22 protein-coding genes, 3 tRNA genes and 1 riboswitch are annotated in these 25,758 nt (G+C 60.3%); of the genes, 14 read left to right on the top strand and 11 right to left on the bottom strand.

The window, feature by feature from the left end; genetic code table 11:
• The 4 genes from HPQ62_RS17515 to HPQ62_RS17500 form a co-directional block, all read right to left on the bottom strand.
• A partial coding sequence (locus HPQ62_RS17515; protein WP_244629740.1) for a GTP-binding protein occupies positions 1–127 on the bottom strand: 127 nt, incomplete at its 3' end.
• Between the two features lie 223 nt (positions 128–350).
• On the bottom strand, positions 351–1,499 hold the full coding sequence (locus tag HPQ62_RS17510) for a GGDEF domain-containing protein (protein WP_174803869.1): 1,149 nt from the start codon (positions 1,497–1,499) through the stop codon (positions 351–353).
• A gap of 175 nt (positions 1,500–1,674) precedes the next feature.
• Positions 1,675–1,748: transfer RNA gene (locus HPQ62_RS17505), tRNA-Gly, on the bottom strand.
• Positions 1,749–1,766: 18 nt separating this feature from the next.
• A tRNA-Tyr gene (locus HPQ62_RS17500) sits at positions 1,767–1,851 on the bottom strand.
• A gap of 220 nt (positions 1,852–2,071) precedes the next feature.
• Here HPQ62_RS17500 and HPQ62_RS17495 point away from each other — a divergent pair.
• The 4 genes from HPQ62_RS17495 (at position 2,072) to HPQ62_RS17480 (ending at position 6,477) form a co-directional block, all read left to right on the top strand.
• A complete protein-coding gene (locus HPQ62_RS17495; protein ID WP_174803868.1) occupies positions 2,072–2,944 on the top strand; it encodes a TrmH family RNA methyltransferase in 873 nt (290 codons plus the stop codon).
• Positions 2,945–2,956: 12 nt separating this feature from the next.
• Positions 2,957–3,724: an HAD-IIB family hydrolase gene (locus HPQ62_RS17490; protein WP_174803867.1), complete on the top strand. Its 768-nt coding sequence runs from the start codon at positions 2,957–2,959 to the stop codon at positions 3,722–3,724.
• An 83-nt stretch (positions 3,725–3,807) separates the two neighbouring features.
• The gene (locus HPQ62_RS17485) at positions 3,808–5,028 is read left to right on the top strand and encodes a glycosyltransferase family protein (protein ID WP_174803866.1); all 1,221 of its coding nucleotides are present in this window, start codon (positions 3,808–3,810) and stop codon (positions 5,026–5,028) included.
• Positions 5,029–5,289: 261 nt separating this feature from the next.
• The gene (locus tag HPQ62_RS17480; protein WP_342343729.1) at positions 5,290–6,477 is read left to right on the top strand and encodes a GGDEF domain-containing protein; all 1,188 of its coding nucleotides are present in this window, start codon (positions 5,290–5,292) and stop codon (positions 6,475–6,477) included.
• 61 nt (positions 6,478–6,538) lie between these two features.
• Here HPQ62_RS17480 and HPQ62_RS17475 read toward each other — a convergent pair whose 3' ends face one another.
• The gene (locus HPQ62_RS17475; RefSeq protein WP_174803865.1) at positions 6,539–6,976 is read right to left on the bottom strand and encodes a PACE efflux transporter; all 438 of its coding nucleotides are present in this window, start codon (positions 6,974–6,976) and stop codon (positions 6,539–6,541) included.
• On the opposite strand from HPQ62_RS17475, the gene HPQ62_RS17470 reads away from it, so the two are divergent.
• Complete coding sequence (locus HPQ62_RS17470; RefSeq protein ID WP_174803864.1) at positions 6,947–7,261, top strand: hypothetical protein; 315 nt, start codon at positions 6,947–6,949, stop codon at positions 7,259–7,261. The genes HPQ62_RS17475 and HPQ62_RS17470 overlap by 30 nt on opposite strands.
• Positions 7,262–7,269: 8 nt before the next feature.
• Here HPQ62_RS17470 and HPQ62_RS17465 read toward each other — a convergent pair.
• Positions 7,270–7,346, bottom strand: a tRNA-Arg gene (locus tag HPQ62_RS17465).
• A 147-nt stretch (positions 7,347–7,493) separates the two neighbouring features.
• A complete protein-coding gene (locus HPQ62_RS17460) occupies positions 7,494–9,002 on the bottom strand; it encodes a sensor histidine kinase (RefSeq protein WP_425312641.1) in 1,509 nt (502 codons plus the stop codon).
• A 234-nt stretch (positions 9,003–9,236) separates the two neighbouring features.
• Here HPQ62_RS17460 and rpmH point away from each other — a divergent pair, with 234 nt between their 5' ends.
• The 5 genes from rpmH (at position 9,237) to argB (ending at position 13,590) form a co-directional block, all read left to right on the top strand.
• On the top strand, positions 9,237–9,377 hold the full coding sequence (gene rpmH, locus HPQ62_RS17455) for a 50S ribosomal protein L34 (protein ID WP_174803863.1): 141 nt from the start codon (positions 9,237–9,239) through the stop codon (positions 9,375–9,377).
• 15 nt (positions 9,378–9,392) lie between these two features.
• On the top strand, positions 9,393–9,794 hold the full coding sequence (rnpA, locus tag HPQ62_RS17450) for a ribonuclease P protein component (RefSeq protein WP_174803862.1): 402 nt from the start codon (positions 9,393–9,395) through the stop codon (positions 9,792–9,794).
• Positions 9,784–11,577: a membrane protein insertase YidC gene (gene yidC / locus HPQ62_RS17445; protein ID WP_174803861.1), complete on the top strand. Its 1,794-nt coding sequence runs from the start codon at positions 9,784–9,786 to the stop codon at positions 11,575–11,577. The genes rnpA and yidC overlap by 11 nt, the downstream gene beginning before the upstream one ends.
• A gap of 159 nt (positions 11,578–11,736) precedes the next feature.
• Positions 11,737–12,387 (top strand): ribosome biogenesis GTP-binding protein YihA/YsxC, encoded by a 651-nt coding sequence (gene yihA, locus HPQ62_RS17440; protein WP_174803880.1) that lies wholly within the window; start codon positions 11,737–11,739, stop codon positions 12,385–12,387.
• 315 nt (positions 12,388–12,702) lie between these two features.
• The gene (gene argB / locus HPQ62_RS17435; RefSeq protein WP_174803860.1) at positions 12,703–13,590 is read left to right on the top strand and encodes an acetylglutamate kinase; all 888 of its coding nucleotides are present in this window, start codon (positions 12,703–12,705) and stop codon (positions 13,588–13,590) included.
• Positions 13,591–13,657: 67 nt separating this feature from the next.
• Here the strand turns inward: argB and HPQ62_RS17430 are convergent, their stop codons facing one another.
• The gene (locus HPQ62_RS17430) at positions 13,658–15,136 is read right to left on the bottom strand and encodes a DHA2 family efflux MFS transporter permease subunit (protein ID WP_174803859.1); all 1,479 of its coding nucleotides are present in this window, start codon (positions 15,134–15,136) and stop codon (positions 13,658–13,660) included.
• A 286-nt stretch (positions 15,137–15,422) separates the two neighbouring features.
• On the opposite strand from HPQ62_RS17430, the gene HPQ62_RS17425 reads away from it, so the two are divergent.
• Both HPQ62_RS17425 and HPQ62_RS17420 read left to right on the top strand, forming a co-directional pair.
• Positions 15,423–17,213, top strand: a complete 1,791-nt coding sequence (locus HPQ62_RS17425; RefSeq protein WP_174803858.1) for a potassium/proton antiporter — start codon at positions 15,423–15,425, stop codon at positions 17,211–17,213.
• Positions 17,214–17,364: 151 nt separating this feature from the next.
• On the top strand, positions 17,365–18,561 hold the full coding sequence (locus HPQ62_RS17420) for a phosphoglycerate kinase (protein WP_174803857.1): 1,197 nt from the start codon (positions 17,365–17,367) through the stop codon (positions 18,559–18,561).
• 303 nt (positions 18,562–18,864) lie between these two features.
• On the opposite strand, the gene HPQ62_RS17415 is transcribed toward HPQ62_RS17420, so the two are convergent.
• Positions 18,865–21,078, bottom strand: coding sequence for a TonB-dependent hemoglobin/transferrin/lactoferrin family receptor (locus tag HPQ62_RS17415; RefSeq protein WP_194246373.1), 2,214 nt, complete (start codon positions 21,076–21,078; stop codon positions 18,865–18,867).
• Between the two features lie 252 nt (positions 21,079–21,330).
• Here HPQ62_RS17415 and HPQ62_RS17410 point away from each other — a divergent pair, with 252 nt between their 5' ends.
• A complete protein-coding gene (locus HPQ62_RS17410; RefSeq protein ID WP_174803855.1) occupies positions 21,331–21,888 on the top strand; it encodes a dual specificity protein phosphatase family protein in 558 nt (185 codons plus the stop codon).
• Positions 21,889–22,196: 308 nt separating this feature from the next.
• Here the strand turns inward: HPQ62_RS17410 and HPQ62_RS17405 are convergent, their stop codons facing one another.
• The gene (locus HPQ62_RS17405; protein WP_174803854.1) at positions 22,197–23,081 is read right to left on the bottom strand and encodes a LysR family transcriptional regulator; all 885 of its coding nucleotides are present in this window, start codon (positions 23,079–23,081) and stop codon (positions 22,197–22,199) included.
• Positions 23,082–23,215: 134 nt separating this feature from the next.
• Here HPQ62_RS17405 and HPQ62_RS17400 point away from each other — a divergent pair, with 134 nt between their 5' ends.
• Positions 23,216–24,712, top strand: a complete 1,497-nt coding sequence (locus tag HPQ62_RS17400; RefSeq protein ID WP_174803853.1) for a CoA-acylating methylmalonate-semialdehyde dehydrogenase — start codon at positions 23,216–23,218, stop codon at positions 24,710–24,712.
• A 77-nt stretch (positions 24,713–24,789) separates the two neighbouring features.
• On the opposite strand, the gene HPQ62_RS17395 is transcribed toward HPQ62_RS17400, so the two are convergent.
• Complete coding sequence (locus HPQ62_RS17395; protein WP_174803852.1) at positions 24,790–25,536, bottom strand: hypothetical protein; 747 nt, start codon at positions 25,534–25,536, stop codon at positions 24,790–24,792.
• Between the two features lie 120 nt (positions 25,537–25,656).
• Positions 25,657–25,751, top strand: a riboswitch (TPP riboswitch).
• Positions 25,752–25,758 lie beyond the last annotated feature (7 nt).

Genomic DNA, 25,758 nt, shown 5'->3' with positions numbered 1-25,758 from the left:
CGTAGGCGCGGAACTCGCCGAAGAACTTCGTGATCGCAGCCGTCAGCGACGTCTTGCCATGGTCAACGTGGCCGATCGTGCCGATGTTTACGTGCGGTTTGCTCCGCTCAAACTTTGCTTTTGCCATGTGAAATGCTTCCTGTAACTGGTAACACGGATGCCCCGGCGAACCGGTTTAGTGCCGCCGTTTAAGGCTTTCGGACGCAATAAGCAAGAGCTAAGTGGAAAGAGGCCGATCTTAGGGAGCGCTACGTCCGGCCGGTGCCCGCGCTTGGTTTTCAAGGAAGCGAAGCGCGACGTGTGCCGCGCCATATTCCATTGTTTTCATTCGGGAAACACTATCTCGCGGACTAGACGGCACGTTCGATGCCCGGACCCCTGTTTCCGGAAACCACCCGGTTGCGGCCAAGGCGCTTGGCGGAGTAGAGCGCGCTGTCGGTCAGGGCGTAAAGCGCCTCATAGCCTCGCTCCACGCGCATCGTCGCAACGCCCGCGCTGCAGGTGAACGGCGTGTCCCCTCCAAGCGCTGACATCGCGTTCTCTCGAAAATGCGCGCTGATCCGCTCCGCCATGGCGAGCGCCCCGAGATTGTCGAGGCCGACCGAAAAGATGGCGAATTCGTCCCCGCCGATCCGGCCAACCACATCGGTTCCACGCGACTGGTTCAGCAGGATCTGCCCGAAGGTCATCAGCACGCGGTCTCCCGCAGGATGCCCGCGGCTGTCGTTGATCGTCTTGAAATTATCGATATCGAGCAGCGTCAGCGAGAGGACCGTGTCCGTCCGCTCGTGATAGAACGACGACACGGCCCGGTCGAAGCCTGCACGGTTCAACACCCCCGTCAGATGATCCCTGTCCCGCAGCGAGTTGAGATTATTGAGCGACTCGACGAAGTGCGCTGCCAGTACCTCGAGCGCCAGCACCATTGCCAGAAGCAGGCTGTACATCTGCAGGAACTGCCAGAAAATCGAGCCCGGCGCGGTGATCTGGTTGGTGTAGAGCAGGCCGAGCGTCCGCACGATATGCATCACGCCGAGCACCACCAGTGTGCAGAATATCATCTTGTCATGGATGGTGTCTTCACGATGGATCCAGAATCGCGAGATGACGATCAGCATGTACAGGAAAAGACCCGTATTGATTGCAATCGTCCGGATTTCGACGGAGGCCAGGAAATAGGGAATGCAATAGACTGCCAGCAGAATGACAAAGGCGATCGCGTTTCCTGCGAGCCCGAAAGACTTGCCGCGCCGCTCCAGCAGCGCCTCCCCAAGCAACACCTGGCAAAGGATGAAAGTGCCGTTTGCGAGAGGCAGGATCAGATCATCCGAGAACCGGCCGCGCAGCAGCATCAAGCAAAAGCCGATCGCGAGTGCGATATAGGCTGCAGACAGCACGAGAAGGTAGAAACGGCGCGCGCCGGTGAGCCAAGCGACGATAAAGCTGACTGCCAGGATCAGGACCCCGCCTGGCACGATGATACCCTGCATGATTGTCATCGGCTCAACTCCGAAAGCGATCCACCCCTGTCGCAATCCATGCATTGCAGGTCAACGCACGACCACGAAACTCCGACGCTTCAGAAAAGCGCGACTTACCACTACGCAGCCATAAGTGGAAAATCTAAAAATTTCCACGGCGCGATACAAATAAGGCTAGAATATTCGAAAAATCTGGAGCGGGTAGCGGGAATCGAACCCGCGTATTCAGCTTGGAAGGCTGCTGCTCTACCATTGAGCTATACCCGCGGAACTCAACAGGCCCGGTGGTGGAGGAGGTTGGATTCGAACCAACGTAGACTAAGTCAACGGATTTACAGTCCGTCCGTTTTAACCACTCACGCACTCCTCCAGTACCAGCCTGGATGGCGGCCATGCCGCCGATCGTCGCTTGCAGTTTCCAGCGCGCTTCGATCTGCGCCGCGTATATGACCGGCGGATGACGCTCTGTCAACACGGCGTCCCAGAAAAATCTGCTGAAAAATCATCTTGCCGGAAAAGCGTGCGCGCGGCAGTGCAAAACCGGCGCAATTGACCTAGCCGCAAGCCATCCCCCGCTCTATAAAAAGACCATGACCAAAAAACACGACCGCGACGGCTCTGCCAAAGACACCCATTACGCCAAACTCAGACGCGCCCATCGCGATGCGAAGCGCACGCGCGGCGAATTGCCTGCAATGCCGGAAAAACGCGGCAGGAAAGGCCCTGCCGGCCCGTTGCCGGTCGAGGACAACGAGGTCCTGCTCTATGGCCTCCACACCGTACGCGCGGCGATTGAAAATCCGGAACGCAGGCTGATTGCGCTGAAGATCACCCAGAATGCACATGCCCGTCTCACCGACGGACTTGAGCTGCCGGAAAGCCTGCCGGTCGAATTCGTCCGCCCGAAGGAGATCGACGACATTCTCGGCGAGGACGCGATCCATCAGGGTGTGATGCTGAAGGCGGAGGCGCTGCCCGTGCGCAAGCTCGATGCGCTGGACGAAAGCCCCCTCCTCCTTGTGCTCGACCAGGTCACCGATCCGCACAATGTCGGCGCGATCCTGCGTTCGGCTGTCGCCTTTGCCGCAGGCGCGGTAATCACCACCATGCGCCACAGCCCCGCCGAATCGGGCGTGCTCGCCAAATCCGCATCCGGCGCGCTCGAACATATTCCCTACATCCAGATCACCAATCTGGCGAAGGCGCTGGAAGAGCTGCACGCGATGGGCTTCATCACCATCGGCCTCGATTCGGAAGGGCCGGCCGTACTCGAGGAAAGCCTCAGCGGCCAGAAGATCGCGCTCGTTCTTGGCGCCGAGGGCAAGGGTCTGCGCCAGAAGACGCGCGAAACCGTGACCACGCTCGCCCGCCTCGACATGCCGGGTGAAATCAAGTCGCTCAATGTCTCCAACGCATCTGCAATCTCGCTTTACGCCGCCCGCCAGTTTCTTGCCCGCAGCTGAGAGAGAGCGCCGATGCATATCGTCTTTACCGATCTCGACGGCACATTGCTCGATCACGAGACCTATTCCTTCGAGCCCGCGCGGCCCGCGCTGGAACGTTTGAAGATGCTTGAAATTCCGCTTGTTCTTGCCAGCAGCAAGACCGAGGCGGAGATGCGCCCGCTGGCAGCCGCCATCGGCATCGACTATCCGATGATCGTCGAAAACGGCGCAGGCATCGTCAACATGCCGGACGGGAACACCGAACAGGACGGTGTTTATGATCGTCTGCGCGGCCTGCTTGCGGCGATGGATCCGGCGCTCTCCCGCCACTATCAGGGCTTTGGCGACTGGAGCGACGAGGACGTGGCGGACAAGACAGGCATGACGCTTGCAAATGCGTGCCTTGCCCGCAAGCGCCGTTTTTCCGAGCCAGGGCTCTGGTCGGGAAGCGAGGAAGAACGCGAAGCCTTTGCAGCGGTTCTCGAAGAGCACGGTTTTCAGGCGGTCCAGGGCGGGCGCTTCTTCACACTGATGCCGAAGACATCAAAGGCCGAGGCGATGGCGCGGATCGCCAAAAGCTACACCGGGCAGTCTGACGCTTCGGTGGTGACCGTCGCGCTCGGCGATGCGCCGAATGATGCAGCGATGCTGGAGCAGGCAGATATCGGCTTCATCATCGCCAATCCGGCGCATGCGGAGATGCCGGTCTCGGCGCGCGAAAAGGCCGGTTTCATCAAGCGCTCCAGCCGTCCGGGCCCTGCCGGCTGGAACGACATGATATTGCAATTATTCACATAATATAGTCGTAATCGAAGAAGTGACACCCAATCGGCACTCCCGATTCCCGGAGACGCCGCAAGCACAAAATCAGGAGCGTCGCCTTGGCTGACTTTCATCAAAATGGCGTTGTCGCAACGCTCCATAATCTGCGTGAACGTTCGCTTCATCGCGTCGAACGCGAACTGACCAGTTTTTCGGCGACCCGCCCCATCACGCTGATCCTGCCCTCGCTGTTTTCCGAGCTGGAAGCCGAAGCGCTCGACAACATCGTCAAGCACCTTTCCGAAGTTCCCTATATCTCGAACATCATCATCGGCCTCGACCGGGCGGACGAGGCGCAGTATCGCTATGCGCTGAAATATTTCAGCCGCCTGCCGCAGAACCATGTCGTGCTCTGGAATGATGGTCCGCGGCTGAAGGCGATCCACGAACGCCTCGATGAGGCAGCACTTGCGCCGAAGGAACCCGGCAAGGGCCGCAATGTCTGGTATTGCATCGGCCATGTGCTCGGCGCGCGCAACTCTTCCGTGGTGGCGCTGCATGATTGCGACATTGTCACCTATTCCCGCGAGATGCTGGCCCGTCTGGTCTACCCTGTCACCAACCCCGCCTTCCCTTACGTCTTCTCCAAGGGGTACTATCCCCGTATCGCGGACGGATCGCTGAATGGCCGGGTGACCCGCCTTCTGGTGACGCCGCTGCTGCTGGCGCTGGAAAAGACCATCGGCCATCAGCCCTACATCGATTACCTGAAGGCCTTCCGCTATCCGCTTGCGGGCGAATTCGCGATGCGCACCCATATCCTTCCCGACCTTCGTATTCCGTGGGACTGGGGACTGGAAATCGGCGTGCTTTCCGAACTCTGGCGCAATTATTCAAACACGGCGATCTGTCAGGTCGATATCTCGGATGCCTATGACCACAAGCATCAGCCGCTTTCTGCCGACGATGCCAAGGCGGGGCTGTCGCGCATGTCGACCGATATCTGCAAGGCGGTGATCCGCAAGCTTGCGACCGATGGCGTCGTCTTTTCCCAGGAAACGCTGCGCACGACCAAGGCGGCCTATTATCGCACCGCGCTCGATCTCGTGGAAATCTACCACAATGACGCCCGCATGAACGGTCTTTCGACCGACCGCCACAAGGAAGAACAGGCCGTCGAGCTGTTTGCAACCAATCTGATCGAGGCCGGAAACTCCTTCCTGGAGGAGCCGGACAAGACGCCGCTGATGCCGCGGTGGAACCGCGTGCTGAGCGCGCTGCCCGACATTCTGGACGACATCCAGTCGGCCGTTGACGCCGACATGAAGGAATATTCCTGACCGGACGTCCGGATAAGGTCTCCGTCATTCCGGAATGGAAGGACGGGTGAGGCCTTAGCCGAGGCTTCAACGCATCGAAATGACGGGAGTGGCCGAGCCGCAGGCAGTCGCCAGCGCCGGCTTTTCAACGCGCATGCCTTGCGCACACAAACAGGTTGTAAGCTACACCCATACCAGTCTAGAGATATATTCCACCAGCCGGTTTGTGTGCTGGTGAATATCAGGACCTTTGTTCGTTATGTCTGATCTCTGGTGGATGCCGTGGTAACGCGCACAATCCTGTCTTTGACCGGTCCCGGGATCGTGCTCGCATTCAGTTGCGCCTTTGCCATGTTCTGGCTGGTCGAAAGACGTCTGCATTATCTGCCGGTGCTGGCGCTTGCCTGCCTGCTGTTCTCGCTGGGTTCGCTCTCTCAGATTCTCTACTGGCCGGATGATGTCGGCTTGAACACGCTCGTTTCCGGCGCACTCTACACCATTGCTGTGTTGCTCAGCGTTCAGGGCATGCTGCTCCGCGCGGGAAAGCCATTCGCATGGTGGCTTTGCATTGCCGTCGTCGCAGTCATGACCGGCCTGCTGTGGTACTATTTCTACGTCGACCGGAACCTTGTCGCCAGGGTCTACATCCAGAATTTCGGCTATGGCCTGATCATGCTTCTGACGGCGGTTCGCCTCGGCGGACCGGCCGCTATCCGCGGCGTGGATCGGGTCTTGTTCTGGGTCCTTCTGCTGTTTTCGCTCCACTTCTTTCCCCGAACCATCCTGACCTCAAGTGCCGGAAAGGCGCCGGGCGCCGAAGTCTTTGCGAATACGATGTTCTGGCAGGCAATGCTGTTTTCGATCGGCATTCTGGCTGCCATGTTAGCGCTTACACTCCTTTTTGCCGCCTTTGCCGATGTTCTGGGCGATGTGCGGCATGAGCGCGACTACGACGCCCTGACCGGAGTCCTGAACAGGCGCGGCTTCGGCGACCGGATCAACACGCAACTGGCCGATCTCGGTGCCCCTGTCTCGCTTGTTCTGTGTGACATCGATCATTTCAAAAGCATCAACGACCTTTACGGCCACGATATGGGCGATGCGGTGTTGGAAGATGTGGGCATGGTTCTCAGCCAGAATGCCCGCAGGCACGATATTATCGGCCGTCTGGGCGGCGAGGAGTTCGCCATTCTGATGCCGGAAACCGACGATCAGGCCGCGCGTCAATTCGCGGAACGGCTTCGGCTTGCTGTAGAAAGCCACCAGTATCGGCTTCCGACTTTCGCAACCCGCGTCACGGCAAGCTTCGGCGTCGCAACGCATGGGCCAAGCTGCAACTGGGACGCCTTGTTCAAAAGCGCAGATGCGCGCCTCTACATCGCCAAGAGAGGCGGTCGCAACCGCGTGATCGACACAGACGGCGAGATCGTGGACGCCCCTGCAAGAAGCCTGCAGAACAAGGCCGTCTGAACCTCCATCGATCCGGTTCTAGACAAGCGGCTGTCGCGGGCTGGACGCCCCAGGGAACACGCTAATGGCGGGAATCGGCGTTCTTCCATTCCGGCAGCGGAAAGATCGCGTCATAGGCCCAGTTGAAGCCGAGCGCATAGACCATGTAGAAAAGCGCGAAAGACACGTCCATCAGCAGCGCGTGCCACAGCGAGATGCCCAGATACCAGGCGATGAACGGCATCAGCACGACGAGCAGGCCCAGTTCGAACAACACGGCATGCACGATCCGGGAAGGCAGGGCCTTTTCGGTCGAGCCGTAAAGGCCCTGCATGCCGCGGTCGAAGGCATAATTATAGACCATGTTCCAGAGTGCAGCGAGGATTGCGCTGGCGACGCTCACCACGCCGATATCCTGCATCGGCATATGAAACACCAGCGCCCCGAGCGGGACGACCAGAATCAGCGCGATGATTTCGAAGCTGAGGGCGTGACGAAGACGGTCGAGAGGGGAGCGCATGGGGAACCTCAAAACAGGCGCCGGGTCGTCCCGGCAATTTACCACTTCGGAGAGGTCGTCCTCACGGCCACTCAGATAAAGGCCGAATCGCCGTTTTTCAAGCTTGCCGGCATGATGGAGGATCAGGCCGGAGCACGCGCCATCAATCCCCTCGCCCGATCGGCTTCAGCCACAAGCCTGGCGAAGCATCAACAGCAAGGTGGTGACTTTGGCAATGCGCTCTCGAACCGCAAGCGCAAGCCAGCAAAACCCGGTTTCTGTTTTGCCTCGGTCAAATATAGTTGAGAAGAAAATGGCGCGCTCGAAGAGATTCGAACTCCTGACCCCCAGATTCGTAGTCTGGTGCTCTATCCAGCTGAGCTACGAGCGCTTGCCTTTTCGCGGCGCCGCAAGTTGTCTGCGGCGTGCGAATGGGCTTCTAGAACCTTGCGATTTGGATTGCAAGCGGATTTCGGAAAATTGTTGTCATTTTCCTGAAACAGTTGTCGCCGTCACGGCTTGAAGCCTTGTGGAACGGTTATCCGCCGGCCGCATTTTCTTCGCGGAAGCGCCCCAGATTCGCGGGCCTGTCGGGGATTTCGATCCGGAACAGCGTGCCCTGCCCCGCCTTTTCCACAAGCCCGATCGTACCGCCATGAGCCAGCACGAGTTCGCGCGCGATCGCAAGTCCGAGACCCGTTCCGCCGCTGCGCGCCGATCCGCGAAAGGCGGCGAACAGGTTTTCGCGCGCCTTCTGCGGCATGCCGGGCCCGGTATCGTCGATCGTCAGCGAAACGACGCTGCCATGGCGCTGGGCGGACACGGTGAGGCAGTTGAGCGATGATTCGGCCCGGGCCTGCTGGGCGAGCGCCTCCACGCTGTTGCGGCAGATGTTGAAGACCACCCGGAAGAGCTGCTCGGGATCGGCGTCGATCGAGAGCCCTTCGGGAACCCTGTTGATCCACTCGATCGCGGTATCGGCGGACAGGTCGAGATAGTCGTGCACATCATTGATAAGCAGCTGGAGGTCGACCATGCGGCGGCTGGGCTCGGCTTCGGCAACCTGCCCGTAGCTCAGCACCGAGCGCGAATAGGCCGCCGCCCGGTCGATGGCGCGCAGAAGCTTCGGGGCCACACGCTTGACGACGGGGTCATCGATCCCGGCAATGCGGTCCGACATCAGTTGCGCGGACGAGAGGATGTTGCGCATGTCGTGATTGATCTTGGAGACGGCGAGACCGAGCTCGGCCATCCGCTGCTGCTGGCGCAGCGTCTTCTGCAGTTCTTTCTGCATCGTCGCCAGATGACGCCCGGCGATTGCAAGTTCGTCACCCTCCTCGGAAGGGCGAAATACGCTTTCGGGTCTGTCGGGATGCTCGGAAAACGCCTGCATGTTGGCGATCTGCCGACGCAGCGGGCGCACCAGCATCGAATTCAGACGGAAGAAGATCAGCATCGCCGTCACGGAAGATAACAGGATGCTGAGCAGAAAGATGTTGCGCGCATAGATCAGCTGGGCATGCCGCAGCGCATCGTCCGACATCACAAGTTCGATGATCGCATCGCTGTCGCCAATGTGACCGAGCACGCGGATGGCCCTGCCGCCGCCGAACAACAGTTCGTCGAAGGCATCGATGACCGCCTCGACCGGGCCGACATCGTCGAGATCGTAGGTCGCGCTGATTTCTGGCGGCATGTCGGCGATCGCGAGCAACTGCGACATGCCGTCCTTGCGCAGCACGATCGCCTTCGTGCCGGTCGCCATCAGCGTGTCGTTCTGGAGTTCGCGCGGCAGCGCCAGCGGCTGGAGGCCGTCGATCACGGTCACGGCGGCAGCAGCCGTGTTCAGGCGGTCATCGAGCCATCTGAGCCGCATGCTGGCAAGCGAGGGCACGAAGAACACGATTTCGGCAAACATGATGATGGCAACGGTCAGCGTCAGGATCCGGCCTTTCAGACCGTCGAGGAAGCGCGGCATGGCAATGCCGGGCGCATCTGCATCGCCTGCTGCCTTCTGCCTGCCCAAAGGACGGTATTCGGACCGCATCCGCGCTCTCCGGTTCGACGAGGTCGCATTTCAGGCGCCCGGCGCCCGAATGCGAAAACCTTTCGCAGCACTGAAATTCGCCGCGTGATTGACAATTCGCGCCGCTTTCCCTTATAAGCCGCGCAGTTTCGGCTCTGCGGCCTTCTAGTTTGCGGGGCGGACTGACATCAACCACACGCTTAACCGGCTTCGGCCGGTTTCCAAGAAGGGCCGCACACCGCGGTATTAAAACAAATGTCTACCAAGCGTACATATCAGCCTTCCAAACTCGTTCGCAAGCGCCGCCACGGCTTCCGTTCGCGCATGGCAACCAAGGGCGGCCGCAAGGTTCTCTCGGCTCGCCGCGCACGCGGCCGCAAGCGTCTTTCGGCTTAAGGGCTTTACGCCCTTATGTCCGGGCCCGATGAAAAGGCCGATGCCGGACGGCTCAAGACCCGTCCCCAGTTTCTCGCCGTACAAAAGGGCGAGCGGCGCAAGGGTCCACTTTTTCTGCTGGAAGTTCTAGACCGACGCGAGCCCGATGAGGCGCCTCGCGTCGGTTTTACTGTTACCAAACGGCAGGGGAATGCCGTCAAACGCAACCGCATCCGAAGACGGCTGAAAGAGGCGGTTCGCCTCAAGGCTCAGTTTGCAATGCAGCCCGGTTGCGATTATGTCATCGTGGGCCGCAGCGAAGTGCTGGACGCATCGTTTGCGCGGCTTGTCGACACGCTGGAATCGCGGATCTCGAACCCGCCTCAAATCCGACGGAGCCGCACGGCTTCCGCACCAGGAAATAAAGATGGAAAATAACCGCAATTCTATGATCGCGATCGGCTTGACGGTCCTGATCGTCATTGCCTGGCAGTTCTTCTACATGGGACCGCGCCTGGAAGCCCAGCGCCAGGCCCGTGAGGAAGCAGCGCTTCAGCAGCAGCAGACCCAGGAGCAGACGGTCACCACCGATGGAACGGCGCCTGCCGTCACCGGCGGCGCCCAGACCGGCGACGCGGTTTTTTCCCAGGCGGGCGCCCAGCAGGCCACGGCGCCTCGGGTCAAGATCGATACGCCTTCGCTCGAAGGCTCGATCAACCTTGCCGGCGCGCGCATCGACGACATCAAGCTCAAGGACTATCACGTCACCGTCGACCCCACGAGCCCGATCGTCACCCTTTTCTCTCCGGCAAATACGGAGAACGCCTATTTTGCAGAACTGGGCTTCGTCCAGGGCGACAATTCCGGCAACGTGCCTGGCCCGCAGACAGTCTGGACGCTTGAAGATGGCGATCAGCTGACGCCGTCGACGCCCGTCGTGCTGTCCTATACCAACGAATCGGGACTGAAGTTCACGCGTACCCTTTCGATCGACGACAAGTACATGATCACCGTCGACGACAAGGTGACCAACAATGCCGACAAGCAGGCATCGGTCACGCCCTATGGCCGGATCACCCGCTTCAGCCTTCCCGACGAGCCCTCGGCCTGGGTTCTGCATGAAGGCTTCCTCGGCGTTTTCGGCGCGGATGCCGGATTGACCGAAAACACCTACAAGGCGATCGGCAAGGAAAACGAGAGCTACGACAATGTGACCGGTGGCTGGTTTGGCGTCACCGACAAATATTGGGGCACGGCCGTCATTCCGCAGGCCAACGTCAATTACGATGCCCGCTTCTCGCACTTCAATGACGGCCGCCCGCGCTATCAGGCGGATTATTCCGACAACAATCCGCTGGTGATCGCGCCCGGCCAGTCCGCCGACCTGAAGACCATGGTGTTTGCCGGCGCCAAGGAAACCAACACGCTGACGGCCTACGAGAAGCAGTACAGCATTCCGCTTTTCGACCGCATGATCGACTGGGGATGGCTGTGGTTCATCACCAAGCCGCTGTTCCAGCTGATGGACTTCATCTACCATCAGGTCGGCAATTTCGGCGTCGCGATCCTGATCACCACGGTCATCATCAAGCTGATCTTCTTCCCGCTCGCCTCCAAGCAGTATGCCTCCATGGCCAACATGAAGCGCATGCAGCCCAAGATGAACGAGCTGAAGGAGCAGTATGGCGACGACCGCATGGGCCTGCAGAAGGCGATGATGGAACTCTACAAGAAGGAGAAGATCAATCCGGTCGCCGGCTGCTGGCCGATGCTGATCCAGATCCCGATCTTCTTCGCGCTCTACAAGGTTCTCTACGTCACCATCGAAATGCGGCATGCCCCGTTCTTCGGCTGGATTCATGACCTTTCCGCGCCAGATCCGACCACCATCTTCAACCTGTTCGGCCTGCTGCCCTGGTCCGTGCCTGCAATGCTGATGATCGGCGCATGGCCCATCATCATGGGCATCACCATGTGGATGCAGATGCGCATGAACCCGACGCCGCCCGACAAGACCCAGGCGATGATCTTCAACTGGATGCCGGTGGTCTTCACCTTCATGCTGGCGAAGTTCCCGGCTGGTCTGGTGATCTACTACGCCTGGAACAACTCGCTCTCGATCCTTCAGCAGTCGATCATCATGAAGCGCCACGGCGTGAAGATCGAACTGTTCGACAACCTGAAGGGCGTCTTCCGCAAGAAGAAAGCCGCCTCGGAATAAGACGAAGCGGGCCGGCCGCAAGGTCCCGGCCCGCCGTCATGCCCGGCTGAAGGCGGGATGGCGGAGGAAATCACGGTTGAGCCGGAAATGAAGCCGGTTTGGCCCGAAAGTGCGCCCGGCAGTCTTGCCGGGCTTTTTGTTGATGGTAAGTATCGGGACATGACCCAGCCAATCGCTCAAGACGTATCGCTCTTCGCACGCCCCTGGATTTTCATCCGCGGTGTCCCGTCGATGAAATTCCTGCCGCCGGAAGGCCCGGCGGAGGTGGCGTTCGCAGGCCGCTCCAATGTCGGCAAGTCCTCACTGATCAACGCCCTGGTCACCCAGAAGGGTCTGGCGCGCACATCGAACACGCCGGGACGCACCCAGGAGCTCAACTATTTCGTTCCCGACGGCTATTCCGGCGAAGGCGAGGATCTGCCGCCCATGGCGCTCGTGGACATGCCGGGTTACGGCTACGCGCAGGCGCCGAAGGACCAGGTCGAGCAATGGACCAAGCTGGTCTTCGATTACCTGCGCGGCCGCGCCACGCTGAAGCGCGTCTATGTGCTGATCGACGCCCGCCACGGCATCAAGAAGAACGACGAGGAGGTGCTCGACCTTCTCGACAAGGCAGCCGTTTCCTATCAGATCGTGCTGACCAAGGCGGACAAGATCAAGCCGCCGGCCGTTGCCAAGCTGATGACCGCGACGCTCGAGAAGATCCGCAAGCGCCCGGCGGCCTATCCCTTCGTGCTGGCGACCTCATCCGAAAAGCACGCGGGGCTTGATGATCTGCGCAACGCGATCACCGAGACGATCAACACCTGAAAAGCGGAGACATGCCGCCCCAGCGGGCGGCTTCGTTTACACCTGCTAGGATGGTTTTCGGCGATCCTGAGGCCTGCCGTTTCAGGCGTACCAGGATGTATCCGGAACTTGCCGACGGGAAAAAATGTGCCGCCCGCGTCCGTCGGAATCACGACGGTATCCTTGGCTGCGCAATGACCGTGCAAAACTTCATCAAACGGTAATGTTGAGAGCCCATTTCAGGGTGATGCCAGCGCGATATGAAGCGCGAGAAGAGTTTCCTCTCCGGAAACTTTGCGCTAAAAGGCGGCTCAGCGAAGTGCACCGGGGAATTTCATGTCACAGTCGGAAAGCGAACATCAGGCGCGGCTTCTGGTTCAGGCCCTGCCCTATATGCAGAAATACGAGAACAAGACGATTGTCGTGAAATATGGCGGCCATGCCATGGGCGACAGCGAGCTTGGCCAGGCCTTTGCCAGCGATATTGCGCTGTTGAAGCAGTCGGGCGTCAACCCGATCGTGGTGCATGGCGGCGGCCCGCAGATCGGCAGCATGCTGAAGCGGATGGGCATTGAATCGAAATTCGAAGGCGGCCTGCGCGTGACTGACCAGGCGACGGTCGAGATCGTCGAAATGGTGCTCGCCGGCTCGATCAACAAGGAAATCGTCGCGCTGATCAACCAGACCGGCGAATGGGCGATCGGCCTTTGCGGCAAGGACGGCAACATGGTGTTCGCCGAAAAGGCCAAGAAGACCGTGGTCGATCCCGATTCCAACATCGAGCGCGTCCTCGATCTCGGTTTCGTGGGAGAAGTCGTCACTGTCGACACCACGCTTCTGGACCTTCTCGCCAAGTCCGAGATGATCCCGGTGATCGCGCCTGTTGCCCCCGGGCGTCAAGGCGAGACCTATAACATCAACGCCGATACCTTTGCCGGCGCAATTGCCGGCGCGCTTCGCGCCACGCGCCTGCTGTTCCTGACGGACGTTCCCGGCGTTCTCGACAAGAATGGCGAACTGATCAAGGAACTCTCGGTCTCCGAAGCGCGCAATCTCATTCTGGACGGCACGGTCTCGGGCGGCATGATCCCGAAGGTGGAAACCTGCATCGAGGCGATCGAGGCCGGTGTCGAGGGCGTCGTCATCCTCAACGGCAAGACCAAGCACTCGGTGCTTCTGGAAATCCTGACCAAGGGCGGGGCCGGCACGCTGATCGTGCCCTGATCTAAGCTTCGATCAATCGCCTACAAGATGAATGCCGCGCTCGCCCTGCAAGCGCGGCATTTCTCATTCAGGCGATATGGGGTTCGTCGCTGATCGCTTCGGCTGGCCCGCTCTGGCCGGGAAGAAGCAAGGTCAGCCCCACCACGATGACATAGGCGATCAGATTGTAGATCATCGCCCCGGCAAAGGCATCGACATAGGCCGCATGCTGTGCAGTCCCGGCTTTAAGCAGGCTGGCCAGATGGGAAAAGAAAATCTCGCTGATGATCGCGATGCCGAAGGCACCACCGAGCTGCTGCACCGCCTGAAGCGCGCCGGAGGCAGACCCGGCCTCCCGATGCGGTACGCCTGCGAGCACAAGCTGGAAGATCGAGGCGATCGCCATGCCGAGACCGAGCCCCGCCGTCAGCAGCGGTCCGAACACCGCCCAGTGTGAAATCGTATCCTGCACCGAAAGCACATAGAGACGAAGCCAGAATATGCCGGCCGCCAGCATGATCATGCCGGCGATCATCCTCAGCTTCAGCGCGTGATGGCCGAAGCGGCCATTGGCGAACGACGCCACCAGCACGCCGAGCGAGAACGGCACCGTCGTCAAACCGGATTTGAGCGGATCGAAACCGAAACCGACCTGCAGAAAGATCGCTAAGCAGAGAAAGAAACCAGGCAGCGTGGAGAAGAACACCAGCGCCAGCAAACCACCGGTCATGAAGTTGCGGTTTGAGATCAGGCCGTAGGAGAGAAGCTGCGGCCTTGCCAACCGGTTCTGCCGCCGCTCCCAGAACACGAACAGGCCGAGCACCGGCATGGCGGCGATCATCATGGCAAAGCACCATGCAGGCCATCCGAAAGTGCGCCCCTCGACCAGCGGAAAGATCAGCAGGAACATGGCCGATGCGATCAACGCGATCCCGCCATAGTCGTTGCGCTCTCCCGCATGACCTGCGGTGGAAGGCACAAGCTTCCATCCGGCGAAGACGGCGAACACGCCGATCGGCAGATTGATCAGGAAGATCGCGCGCCAGCCGAGGCCGAAGACATCATGATCGATCAGAAGGCCGCCGATGATGGGCCCGCTGACGGTGGCGATGCCCGCCATCATGCCGAAGAAGGAGAAGGCGCGCGCCCTTTCCTTCGGCGAGAACATCACCTGCGCCAGGGCCAGCACCTGCGGCGTCATCATCGCGGCCGAAAAGCCCTGGAACAGACGGGCGCCGATCAGCATCACGATGTTGGTCGACAGGCCGCAAAGCGCCGAGCCGATGGTAAAGCAGGTCACCCCGATCATGAACATCCGCTTGCGCCCGACGATATCGCCGAGCCTGCCGAAGGGAAGCAGGGCAAGGGCGAACATCAGCACATAGCCCGCCACCACCCATTCGATATCGGAGTTCGACGCGCCGAGGCTCCGCTGGATCGAGGGCAGCGCCACGTTGACGATGGTGACGTCGAGCATGTTCATGAAGACGGCGCACAAAAGCACCGCAAGCGCCACCCAGCGTTCCGGATATGGCTCGTCCTTGGCTTCGGTCGTTGCGGTATTCACGGAAAAGCCTCCTTCACGCATGGCGTGCGCTGCGACGCTTCATCCGGGACGCGGATGGCGTCATTTCTGCCGCACCAATCTGTGGTTACCACAAGCATCGCGCGTGGCAAGAATGATATCGGCAAAAGCACCCGGAACAGAATAGGACCGGCCTTGCACTCACACAGACAAATGCCTCCATGAGAGCCTGATTTTCCTTTAAAAAAGCCGCAAATAGCCTATTTTATAAGGCAATCAGCATGCAACATGACGATGCAAGCGCCGACCGCCGCCGGAAGGATGCAGTTTGACGACATATTATCTCGCGGTGATGGTCTTTTCCGGCCTCATTCTCCTCGCCGCTCTTTCCAGTGCACTTGCATTCCGCTTCGGCGCACCGCTGCTGCTTCTCTTCCTGGGCGTCGGCGTTCTCGCCGGTACGGATGGCTTCGGCATCGAGTTCGACAACAACGCGCTGACCTTTTATGTCGGCTCGCTCGCGCTTGCGGTCATTCTGTTCGATTCCGGCTTCGGGACATCTCTCAAGACCTTCAAGACCAGTCTTGTGCCAGCCCTGCTGCTTGCGACCGTCGGCGTGTTGGTGACCGCCGGCCTTGTGGCGCTTGCCGCCACCGTGATCCTGAAGCTGACGCTTCTGGAAGGCTTCCTGCTCGGCGCGATTGTCGCCTCGACCGATGCGGCGGCGGTGTTCTTCCTGATGCGGATCGGCGGCATCCGGGTGATCGACCGGGTCAGCGCCACGCTCGAGGTCGAGTCCGGCATCAACGATCCGATGGCGATCTTTCTCACGATGTCGCTGGTCTCGCTGCTTTCGGTCAAGTCCAGCGGTCATGCCGATGCGCTTTCGATGGCGCTCGATTTCGCGCAGCAGATCGGCTTCGGTCTCTTCTTCGGCCTGATCGGCGGCGCGATCACCGTGCTGATCGCCAACAAGTTCAGCCTCAACCGCGGCCTGGCGCCGATTCTCGTGCTGGCGGCAGCGCTGCTGATCTTCTCGGCAACGGGTGCTGCAGGCGGCAGCGGGTTCATGGCGGTCTATGTCGCGGGCCTGGTCGCCGGCAACCGCCATATCCGCTTCGATGGCGCCATCAGGCGTTTCCAGGAGGGGATGACCTGGCTTGCGCAGATCATCATGTTCCTGCTGCTCGGACTTCTCGCAACCCCGCGCAACTTCCCGGAGATATTCCTGCCGGCCTTTGCGATGGCGCTGTTTCTGGTGTTCGTCGCCCGCCCCGTCGCGGTCTGGCTGTGTCTCTGGATGTTCAACTATCGCCCTCGGGAGACCAACTTCATCGCCTGGATCGGCCTCAGGGGCGCCGCCTCCATTCTGCTTGCCATCCTGCCAAGCCTATACGGGGTGGAAAATGCCGGGCGCATCTTCAATCTCGTCTTTATCATGGTGGTGGTATCGCTGATCCTGCAGGGCTGGATGCTGGCGCCTTTCGCGCGCTTCCTGAAGCTGGTGCAGCCGAAGAAGAGCGGCGCGCTGGAAACCGTCGATATCGAACTCCATGCCAAAGCCAAGCACGAATTGCTGGTCTACCGCCTTGCCGAAGGCGCGCCGGTGCTGAAGGGCGCATCGATACCGCGCTGGGCGATCCCGTCGCTCGTCGTGCGCGACGGGATTTCGATGCGTTACTTCTATGTCGGAAACCTCAAGGCAGGGGATTATCTCTACCTCTTCGTCATTCCGGGCATGTCCTATCTGCTGGACCAGCTTTTTGCCGACGCCTCAGTGACTGAGGGCGGAAGCGAAGAGCCGCTGCTCGGCACGGATATCCTTTTGCCCGATCGACCGCTGAAGGAGCTGCGCGCCATCGATCCCGCCGTCGACATCCCCGACGACAAGGAGGACATGCGGCTTGCCGACTACATGAAGCACGAGCTGGGCGGCAAGCCGGTGATCGCCGACCGCCTTCATATCGGACCGCTGGCGCTGATCGTGCGCGATGCCGACGCCGAGCACAATATCATCTCGATCGGCGTCTGGCGGGAGCCTGCGGGAGAGCGGACGAGGCCGCTGCTGCATGGACTGTTCCGCTTCCTTGGCAGAATGCGCAGAAAGATGCGGCGGTAGTCCGTTTTCGCGGCTGCCGCATTGCCGAGTGGGCGGTTTTTGACTAGGTATCAAACCGTCATTTCACGATCCCCCTGCCGGAAGCGCGATCTTCCGGCGGGCAAATCCTGGCCCTCTCCAAGGGCCACCGCAAACATGCAAGAGGATGCCCATGCCAGCCTTCAAGACCCTCGACGACCTGCCAGACCTTACCGGCAAGCGCGTCCTTGTGCGCGTCGATCTGAACGTTCCCTTCGCAGATGGCCGGGTGACCGACACCACCCGCATCGAGCGCGTCGCGCCGACGATCCAGGAGCTTTCCCGCAAGGGCGCGAAGGTCATCCTGATGGCCCATTTCGGCCGCCCGAAGGGCGAAGTCGTTGCGGACATGTCGCTGAGGCCGATCGTTCACGCCGTCGAGGAGGTTCTCGACCACGCCGTGAGTTTCGCCGATGACTGCATCGGAGAAGCCGCTGAAAAGGCGATCGCCGAGATGCGTACCGGCGACGTGCTGCTGCTCGAAAACACCCGCTTCCACAAGGGTGAGGAAAAGAACGATCCGGCCTTCGTCGAAGCGCTCGCCAAAAATGGCGACATCTATGTCAACGATGCGTTTTCCGCAGCGCATCGTGCCCACGCCTCCACCGAAGGCCTTGCCCACCACATGCCGGCCTATGCCGGGCGCACCATGCAGGCAGAGCTTGAGGCGCTGGAAAGCGGCCTCGGCGATCCCAAGCGCCCCGTGGTCGCAATCGTCGGCGGCGCCAAGGTGTCCACCAAGATCGACCTTCTCGAAAATCTGCTCGACAAGGTCGATGCGCTCGTGATCGGTGGCGGCATGGCCAACACCTTCGTTGCGGCCAAGGGCATCGATGTCGGCAAATCGCTTTGCGAGCACGACCTCGCCGATACCGCGCGCACCATCATGGCGAAGGCTGAGAAGACCGGCTGCGCCATCGTGCTGCCGGAAGACGGCGTCGTTGCCAGCGAGTTCAAGGCCAATGCCGCCAACGAAACCGTGGCGATCGATGCCATTCTCGCCGACCAGATGATGCTCGATATCGGACCGGAATCGGTCAAGGCTATCAATGGGTGGATCGAAAAGGCGGAAACGCTGGTGTGGAACGGCCCGCTCGGCGCATTCGAGATCGAACCCTTTGACCAGGCAACCGTGTCCGCCGCGAAATTTGCGGCCGAGCGCACCAGGGCCGGCAAGCTGGTTTCCGTTGCCGGCGGCGGCGACACGGTTTCGGCGCTCAACCACGCTGGCGTCAAGGATGACTTCAGCTATGTCTCCACCGCAGGCGGCGCCTTCCTCGAATGGATGGAAGGCAAGGTCTTGCCGGGCGTTGCGGTCCTGAAGAAGTAAGCGCTTCGAGCCTTGCAGGAAAATAAAAAGCCGGACCCGCAAGGGCCCGGCTCAGAATGTTGACGAACCTGTCCCTAAGCTCTGCGTCATCCTCGTGCTTGACAAGAGGATCCAGGCGGCAAGGTCAATCACCGTATTAACACTTGGGAAAGTCACTCACTTTGAGCCGCCTGGATGCTCGGATCAAGTCCGAGCATGACCCCTGTGGATGAAACTGGCCTGAGTGGGCTCTCAGAAGTAATGGCTTTGTCGGCAGTCTGAGCCGGACCCGCAAGGGCCCGGCTTTTTCTTTTTTGAACAATCTCAGAAGGTCTGGGTCAGCGATATCTTGAACGTGCGTCCCGGCTCCGAATAGAACCGTTCGGGCTGGGTCATGGTCGTATCCTGCAGATCGAGGGCGTTATAGTAGGTCTGGTCGAACAGGTTGTAGACGCCTGCCTGCACCAGAAGACCATCGAAGCGCTCGGGGGACCACCAGCCGGTGACATCCACGATGCCATAGCCCGGAGCCTTGAAGGTGGCCGTCGAGCCATCCGGCACCTTGGCCGACAGGATCCAGTTTGCGTTGGCACCCCAGGTATCGACATTGTAGCCGCCGCCGATCACCGCCTTCAGCGGCGCCACAGAACCGAGGATCTCGTTGGTATCCATGTTGAAACCGCGCGCGAAAGCGAGCGAGGCGTGCATATCGAAACCGTTGACGAAGGACTTCTGATAGCTTGCCTCCACGCCCGCAATCTCGACATTGTCGATATTGACGGTCTGGGTGATTCCGAGCGGATAGAGCCCGGCGTCAAAGCCGAGATCAAGGGGGTCGACCGACTGGGTGTCGATGAAATCCTTGTAACGGCTGTAGAAGGCGGAAAGCCGGCCGCCATCATCGTCATCGCCGAAATTGGCGCCGATTTCGACGCCCCAGCTCGTTTCCGGCTCGAGGTCGGGATTGCCGATCCTCAGATAGCTGCCCGGAGAACCGTAGTCGACATAGAGTTCGCCCGGCGTCGGCGCGCGGAAGGCGGTCGAAATCTGACCATAGAGCTGGGTAAAGCCGTTGAGGTCATAGGTGGCCAGGAGCTTCGGCGAGATATGCCAGTCGCTCTGGCCTTCGGGGAGTCCGTTGTAATTCGGATTCCGGGTGTAGCTCTCGGTCTCCTGCGGGTCGTACTTATACCAGTCGAAACGCACGCCCGGCGTCAGCGCAAATCCGCTGTCGCCGAAGACGATTTCATCCTGCGCATAAACGCCCAGAACATAGCCGTTCACGTCGGGGGTGTCGGACTGGTTGGTGTGCAGGAAGCTGCAGGTGCTGAACGGGCGGAAAGGACCCGGGCCGCAATTGTCGACGCCGCTCGAATACTGGCTGGTCTGCGAGTAATAGAAATCGCCGCCAAGGGTGAAGGTATGGTCGAGCGCGCCGGTGTCGAAGCTCTTTTCCGCCCAGCCGGACCAGCCATAGCGCTCGTCCTCCGTATTGGATGTACGCGCATATTCGCCGAAGGGCGCAGTGCCGCGTGAGGAAAGGCGGGTGCCGGAGGTGCCGCTTTCGCGTTCGCTCCTGAGCCAGTAGAACGTGCTGAAGGCCTGATCGATCAGACCGTCATCGGCAATGGCTTCGTAATTGTAGTCGATCGAGACACGGTCGCGATGCGTGTCTTCCGTGCCATCCCAGTTGTCGAGCGCATATGTCGTGCCCTGGTCCGTCAGGAGTTCGATGTCCTTGTTGCGGTCGTAGCGCTCGACCGTGAGGCCGATCGTGTGGGCCTCCAGGATGTTCTGACGGATCTTGAACAGCAGGTTGTTTTCGTCGAAGGTCGCCGGGTTGGGCTCGCTGCGCGTTGCGCCGTAACCGCCGACGGTACCCTGGTTCTGCATCTCATGGCCGGTCGCGATATCGCCCTGGAACAGGAGTGCGGTATTGCCGGACTGGACCGCAAAAGCGCCTTCGCCGTCAACGCTGTTATCGGCACTGTCATAGGTAAAGCCGACGCGCCCGCCATATCCCTTTTCCGGGTCGATCAGATCTTCCGGCTCAAGCGTCCGCAGCACGACCGTGCCGCCCAGCGAACCGCTGCCGGAACGCGAGCTGTCCGAGCCGCGCACGATATCAATCGTCGCGATCGAATCAAAACTGAATGCATTTCCGCCGCCATTGGCATCGGAGCGCGCGGTGTCATCGAGATAGGGCATCTGGATGCCATCGATCACGGTGGAAACGCGCGGTCCCTGCATGCCGCGAATATTGACCGAACCCGCATCATCGCCAACGAAGGTGACGCCCGGCTCGAGCACACGGGTGAAATCGCCGAAATCGCTGACGATATTGCGGTCGAGATCCTCACGGGTGTTTTCAGTGGCAAGCGGCGTATCGGCAATGCCCTGCTTGCCGGCCGACGTCGTCACCGTGACCTTCGGCAGGACCGTCGTCGAAGTGTCCGCGCTCTCCTGAGCGGGAGTAGCCGTTGCAAGGCCAAGCGTCGCCAGAGCCGTGAACGATGCCAGTATATGCGAAATACGCATCACCAATTCCTCTTGTTCGTGAAAGAACCTGGCTGGCTGGCGAACGGCTGTGCGTACTGGCTGGCTGGGCATGTATCCCGGCGCGCGGCCGGTGCTGGATCAGTCGCTATTAAACATGACTTTTATTGTCAAGATATATCGCCCGGCTTTTGACACATTTGTGCATGCATCAGCGGTCCCGGCTGCCGGAAACCTGTATCTCTTCGCAAAATCGGGCTATGCTCGGCCGCACTATTTGCAGGGATGAAAAGAATGCGTATCGCCCGTCGGGTTCTGTCTGTTTTCGCGATAGCCGCTGCAGGCAGTGCGCTTTATCTTGGCGCATTGCAGCTCACGGGCAACTTCCACGAGGTGAAGGCTGGCGAACTCTACCGCTCGGCCCAGCCGGATGCCGCCGCCCTCGCCGGCTATATCGAGCGGTACGGCATCAAGACGGTGATCAACCTGCGCGGTGCCAAACCGGGCAAGGCCTGGTACGACACCGAGGTCGCGACCGCCGGGCAAGCCGGTATCACCCATATCGATTTCGCGATGTCCGACCGAAGAGCCCTTGAGCCCGAGCGCAGCATGGAACTGCTGGCGCTGATGCGCGATGCCGAAAAGCCGATCCTGATCCACTGCAAGGCAGGCGCGGACCGCACCGGTCTCGCCTCCGTCCTCTATCTGCAGCAGCTGGGCGGCATCGACGAGGAGACCGCCGAATGGCAGCTCTCGCCGCTATACGGCCACGTCGCCCTTCCCGGCATCGGGCCTTACGCGATGGACAGCACATGGGAAGGGCTCGAGAAAATTTTCGGGCTGGACAGCTAGACCATTCGAGGACGTGGATACCGGTCAACCACTCGGAAGTGCGTAAAACAAAGAGCCTCCGCGAAAAGCGGAATTTCAGAATACCGACAGATCCATCATGCCTCACTGGAGTCATCCTCGGGTTTGACCCGAGGATCCAGGCAGATTGGCGCAGCGTCCGAAAATACCTTGAACATCCAATGGTCAGCTCACTATGGATGCTCGGCTCAAGCCCGAGCAGGACACCTTGGTTCAGGGTTGGCAGTAGTCAAAACCTCTGCGATCCCGGCTTTGAGACACGCCGAGGCTCCTCGAAAAGCGGAATCCTTCTACACCGCAAACCGGCCGCGCTCTTCCCTGAAACGCCGCGCGAGAAACCCGCGAATGAGCGCTATGCGGGCGAGATTGCCGGTGTCTGGATGCGACAGAAGGTGATAGGCGCGGCGAAATCCGACCGCTGGCAGGATGCGCACCAGCCCCTTGATATCGCGCGCCACGAAATCATGCAGGATGCCAAGGCCAACCCCGGCCCGCACCGCCTCCATCTGGCCGGCAACGCCTGCGCAGCGAAACTGCCGTCCGGCAAAGCGGGCCAGATGCCCGGCATAATTCAGCGATGAAGCATAGGCATAATCTTCCACGCCCGTGACGACAGCGTGGTCGGCGAGCGCCTCCTCCGATTCAGGAATACCGAAGCGCGCGAGATAGTCCTCGGACGCGTAGACGCCGAGCGTGTAGTCCGCAAGCCGTGAAACCACCAGCCGCCCCTCCCCCGGCGGATCGAGCGTGATCGCAAGATCGGCCTCCCGCTTGGAGAGCGAGAATGTGCGCGGCAACGGCACCAACTCGACGATCAGGCCGGGATGTTCATCCATCAGCTGCCCAAGTTCGGCTGCCAGGAAATAGGTGCCGAGCCCGTCGGGCGCACCGACGCGCACTGTGCCGGAAAGGCTCGCGCCGCGCGCGCGGGTATCCTCGGCGATGCCCAGTATCTCGGTTTCCACCCGCTCCGCCACCGCAAGCAGCCGTTCGCCCGCCTCCGTCAGCGTCGAACCGGACGGTCGCCGTTCGAACAGCGGCTCGCCGAGCGTCTCCTCCAGCGCGTTGAGCCGCCGGGCAACCGTTGCATGGTTGAGCGCAAGCGCCTGCGCCGCCGCGAGAATTTGCCCGCGCCGCGCCACTGCCAGAAATACCCGCAAATGATCCCAATCCATTCGCGGACTTTAATTTTCGCACAATGGATTTGTCAATTATCCTGTTTCTTTGCGAAAATTAATAAGCGAAGCTGAAAACATCATATTCATGCCGTTCCCCTATCGTGAACGGCAAGACACAGGAGGATCATTTCATGAAGGCCATTCAGCATTTTGTCGGCGGCAAGCCCTTTGCAGGAACCAGCACCCGCACCGTGCCGACCTACAACCCCGCAACCGGCGAGCAGAGCGGCGAACTGTCGCTTGCCAGCACCGCCGATGTCCGCGCTGCCGTGGAGACCGCAAAGGCTGCCTTTCCGGAGTGGTCGGCAACGACGCCGCTTCGCCGCGCCCGCATTCTCAACAAGTTCCTCTCGATCATGGAAGACCGGATCGAGGAAATGGCTGCCGTCATCACCGCCGAACACGGCAAGGTGCATTCCGACGCGCTGGGCGAAATCCAGCGCGGCATGGAAGTCGTGGAATTCGCGACCGGCGCCCCCCAGCTTCTGAAGAGCGAATACACCGAAAATGTCGGCACGGGCGTCGACAGCTATGCGATCCGCCAGCCGCTCGGCGTCGTTGCCGGCATCACGCCGTTCAACTTCCCGGCCATGGTGCCGATGTGGATGTTCCCGATCGCGCTTGCCGCCGGCAACTGCTTCGTGCTGAAGCCGTCGGAACGCGACCCGTCCGCCTCTCTGCTGATCGCCGCGTGGCTGAAGGAAGCGGGCCTGCCGGATGGCGTCTTCAACGTGGTGCAGGGCGACAAGGAAGCCGTCGACGCGCTGTTGAATGATCCCGATATCGAGGCCGTCTCCTTCGTCGGCTCGACCCCGATCGCCCGCTACATCTACACCACCGCAACCGCCAACGGCAAACGCTGCCAGGCGCTCGGCGGCGCCAAGAACCACATGATCGTGATGCCCGACGCCGACATGGACCAGGCCGCCGACGCGCTGATGGGCGCCGCCTTCGGTTCCGCCGGCGAACGCTGCATGGCGATCTCGGTTGCGGTTCCGGTCGGCGACGAGACGGCCGACAAGCTGATCGATAAGCTGAAACCCCGCATCGCAGCGCTGAAGGTCGGCCCCGGCACCGATCCGGACGCCGATATGGGTCCGCTGGTGACGGCGGCAGCCCTCGAGCGCGTGACCGGCTACATCGATTCGGGCGTCGAGGAAGGCGCCGAACTGGTGGTCGACGGCCGCGATCTGAAGCTCCAGGGCTACGAGAACGGCTATTTCGTCGGCGCGACGCTTTTCGACAAGGTCACCACCGACATGAAGATCTACAAGGAAGAGATTTTCGGCCCGGTTCTCTCCGTCGCCCGCGCCAAGAGCTATGACGAGGCCGCCGAGTGGATCAACGACCACGAATTCGGCAACGGCACCGCGATCTTCACCCGCGACGGCGACGCTGCCCGTGAATTCGCCCACAAGATCAAGGTCGGCATGGTCGGCGTCAACGTGCCGATCCCGGTCCCGATGGCGTTCCACTCCTTCGGCGGCTGGAAGGCATCGCTCTTCGGCGACCATCATATGCACGGCCCCGAGGGTCTGCGCTTCTACACCCGCCTGAAGACCATCACCCAGCGCTGGCCCAAGGGAATCCGCGCCGGCGCCGAATTCTCGATGCCGACGATGAAATGATCAGGTAGTCGCGGAAGTCATTCGCGCGACTTCATGAAAACGAGGATCGGCCGGGGTGCAAGACGTGCCCCGGCCGATCACTGCTTCCGAGACGCATCCTCGTACTTTACGGCGACAATGACGTTTTCCGCCGAGGTATGGGTGTTCGATGTCGCGGATATGCCGAAGCCGACATTTCCGGTGACCTTCGTCACAGCCTCGGCAACGGCACTCAGGCTTGTATCCACGCCAGCCTTCAATTCTACCGAAACATCGATGTCCGCCATGATGGCCTGCGTAATGATAACGCCGTGTTCAAGTGTATTCGGGCAGAATTCACGCGCCAGAGACTGCGCAAGGCTGATATCCTCGGACCCGATCAGGATGTGCCGCGCGTCCACTGTCATGGTGACGCTCTTGACATATTGATTAACACTTTTCTCGGATCTCAAGGACGCCACACCGGGGATCTCTATATCCGAACTTCCCTGCCCGCTGATATTCTGGGTGAAAACCCTGTTAAACGTGCTGTTGACTTCACTGTTGACCTTCGGTCTGCACGGGGCGGGAAAAACGACGCGTTCAAGTCCGCCGCGTTTCACCGGCGGTAGTTTCACGATCCCATCGGAGAGATATATCCGTCCGGGCGCATATGCAGAAGATGCAGGCGCCGTTTCCAGATAGGTTGGATAGTTCTCGGCAAGTGTATCATGCAGGCTTTTGCCGCATCCACTCAATGTTAGGACGCAAGCCGTCGCTGCGAATAGTCCAATCTTCCCCATAATGCCCCCGCTTTGAGAAAAGAAAACTGCCAATGTTTGCTGCCAATGTTTGCTGGAAGACAATTTAAGCATCAATGGCACTGAATAGAAACCCTGCCCATCTCCGGCATATCGCCTGTTCGGATAAGGGAATAAATTTCACGGACATTTTGACCTCCCGATTTTTATGCTATCAGGATGCCACTAGAGCGACAGGGGCGTCTGCGAAAGCGGGCTGAGATGAACCCTTGGAACCTGATCCGGATCATACCGGCGGAGGGAGTCACTCGGGCCTTTCCGCAACCG

Origin of the sequence: Martelella limonii (genome assembly GCF_013344475.1) — a bacterium.
GTDB lineage: Bacteria > Pseudomonadota > Alphaproteobacteria > Rhizobiales > Rhizobiaceae > Martelella > Martelella limonii.
This window is presented reverse-complemented; position numbering and strand designations above follow the sequence as displayed.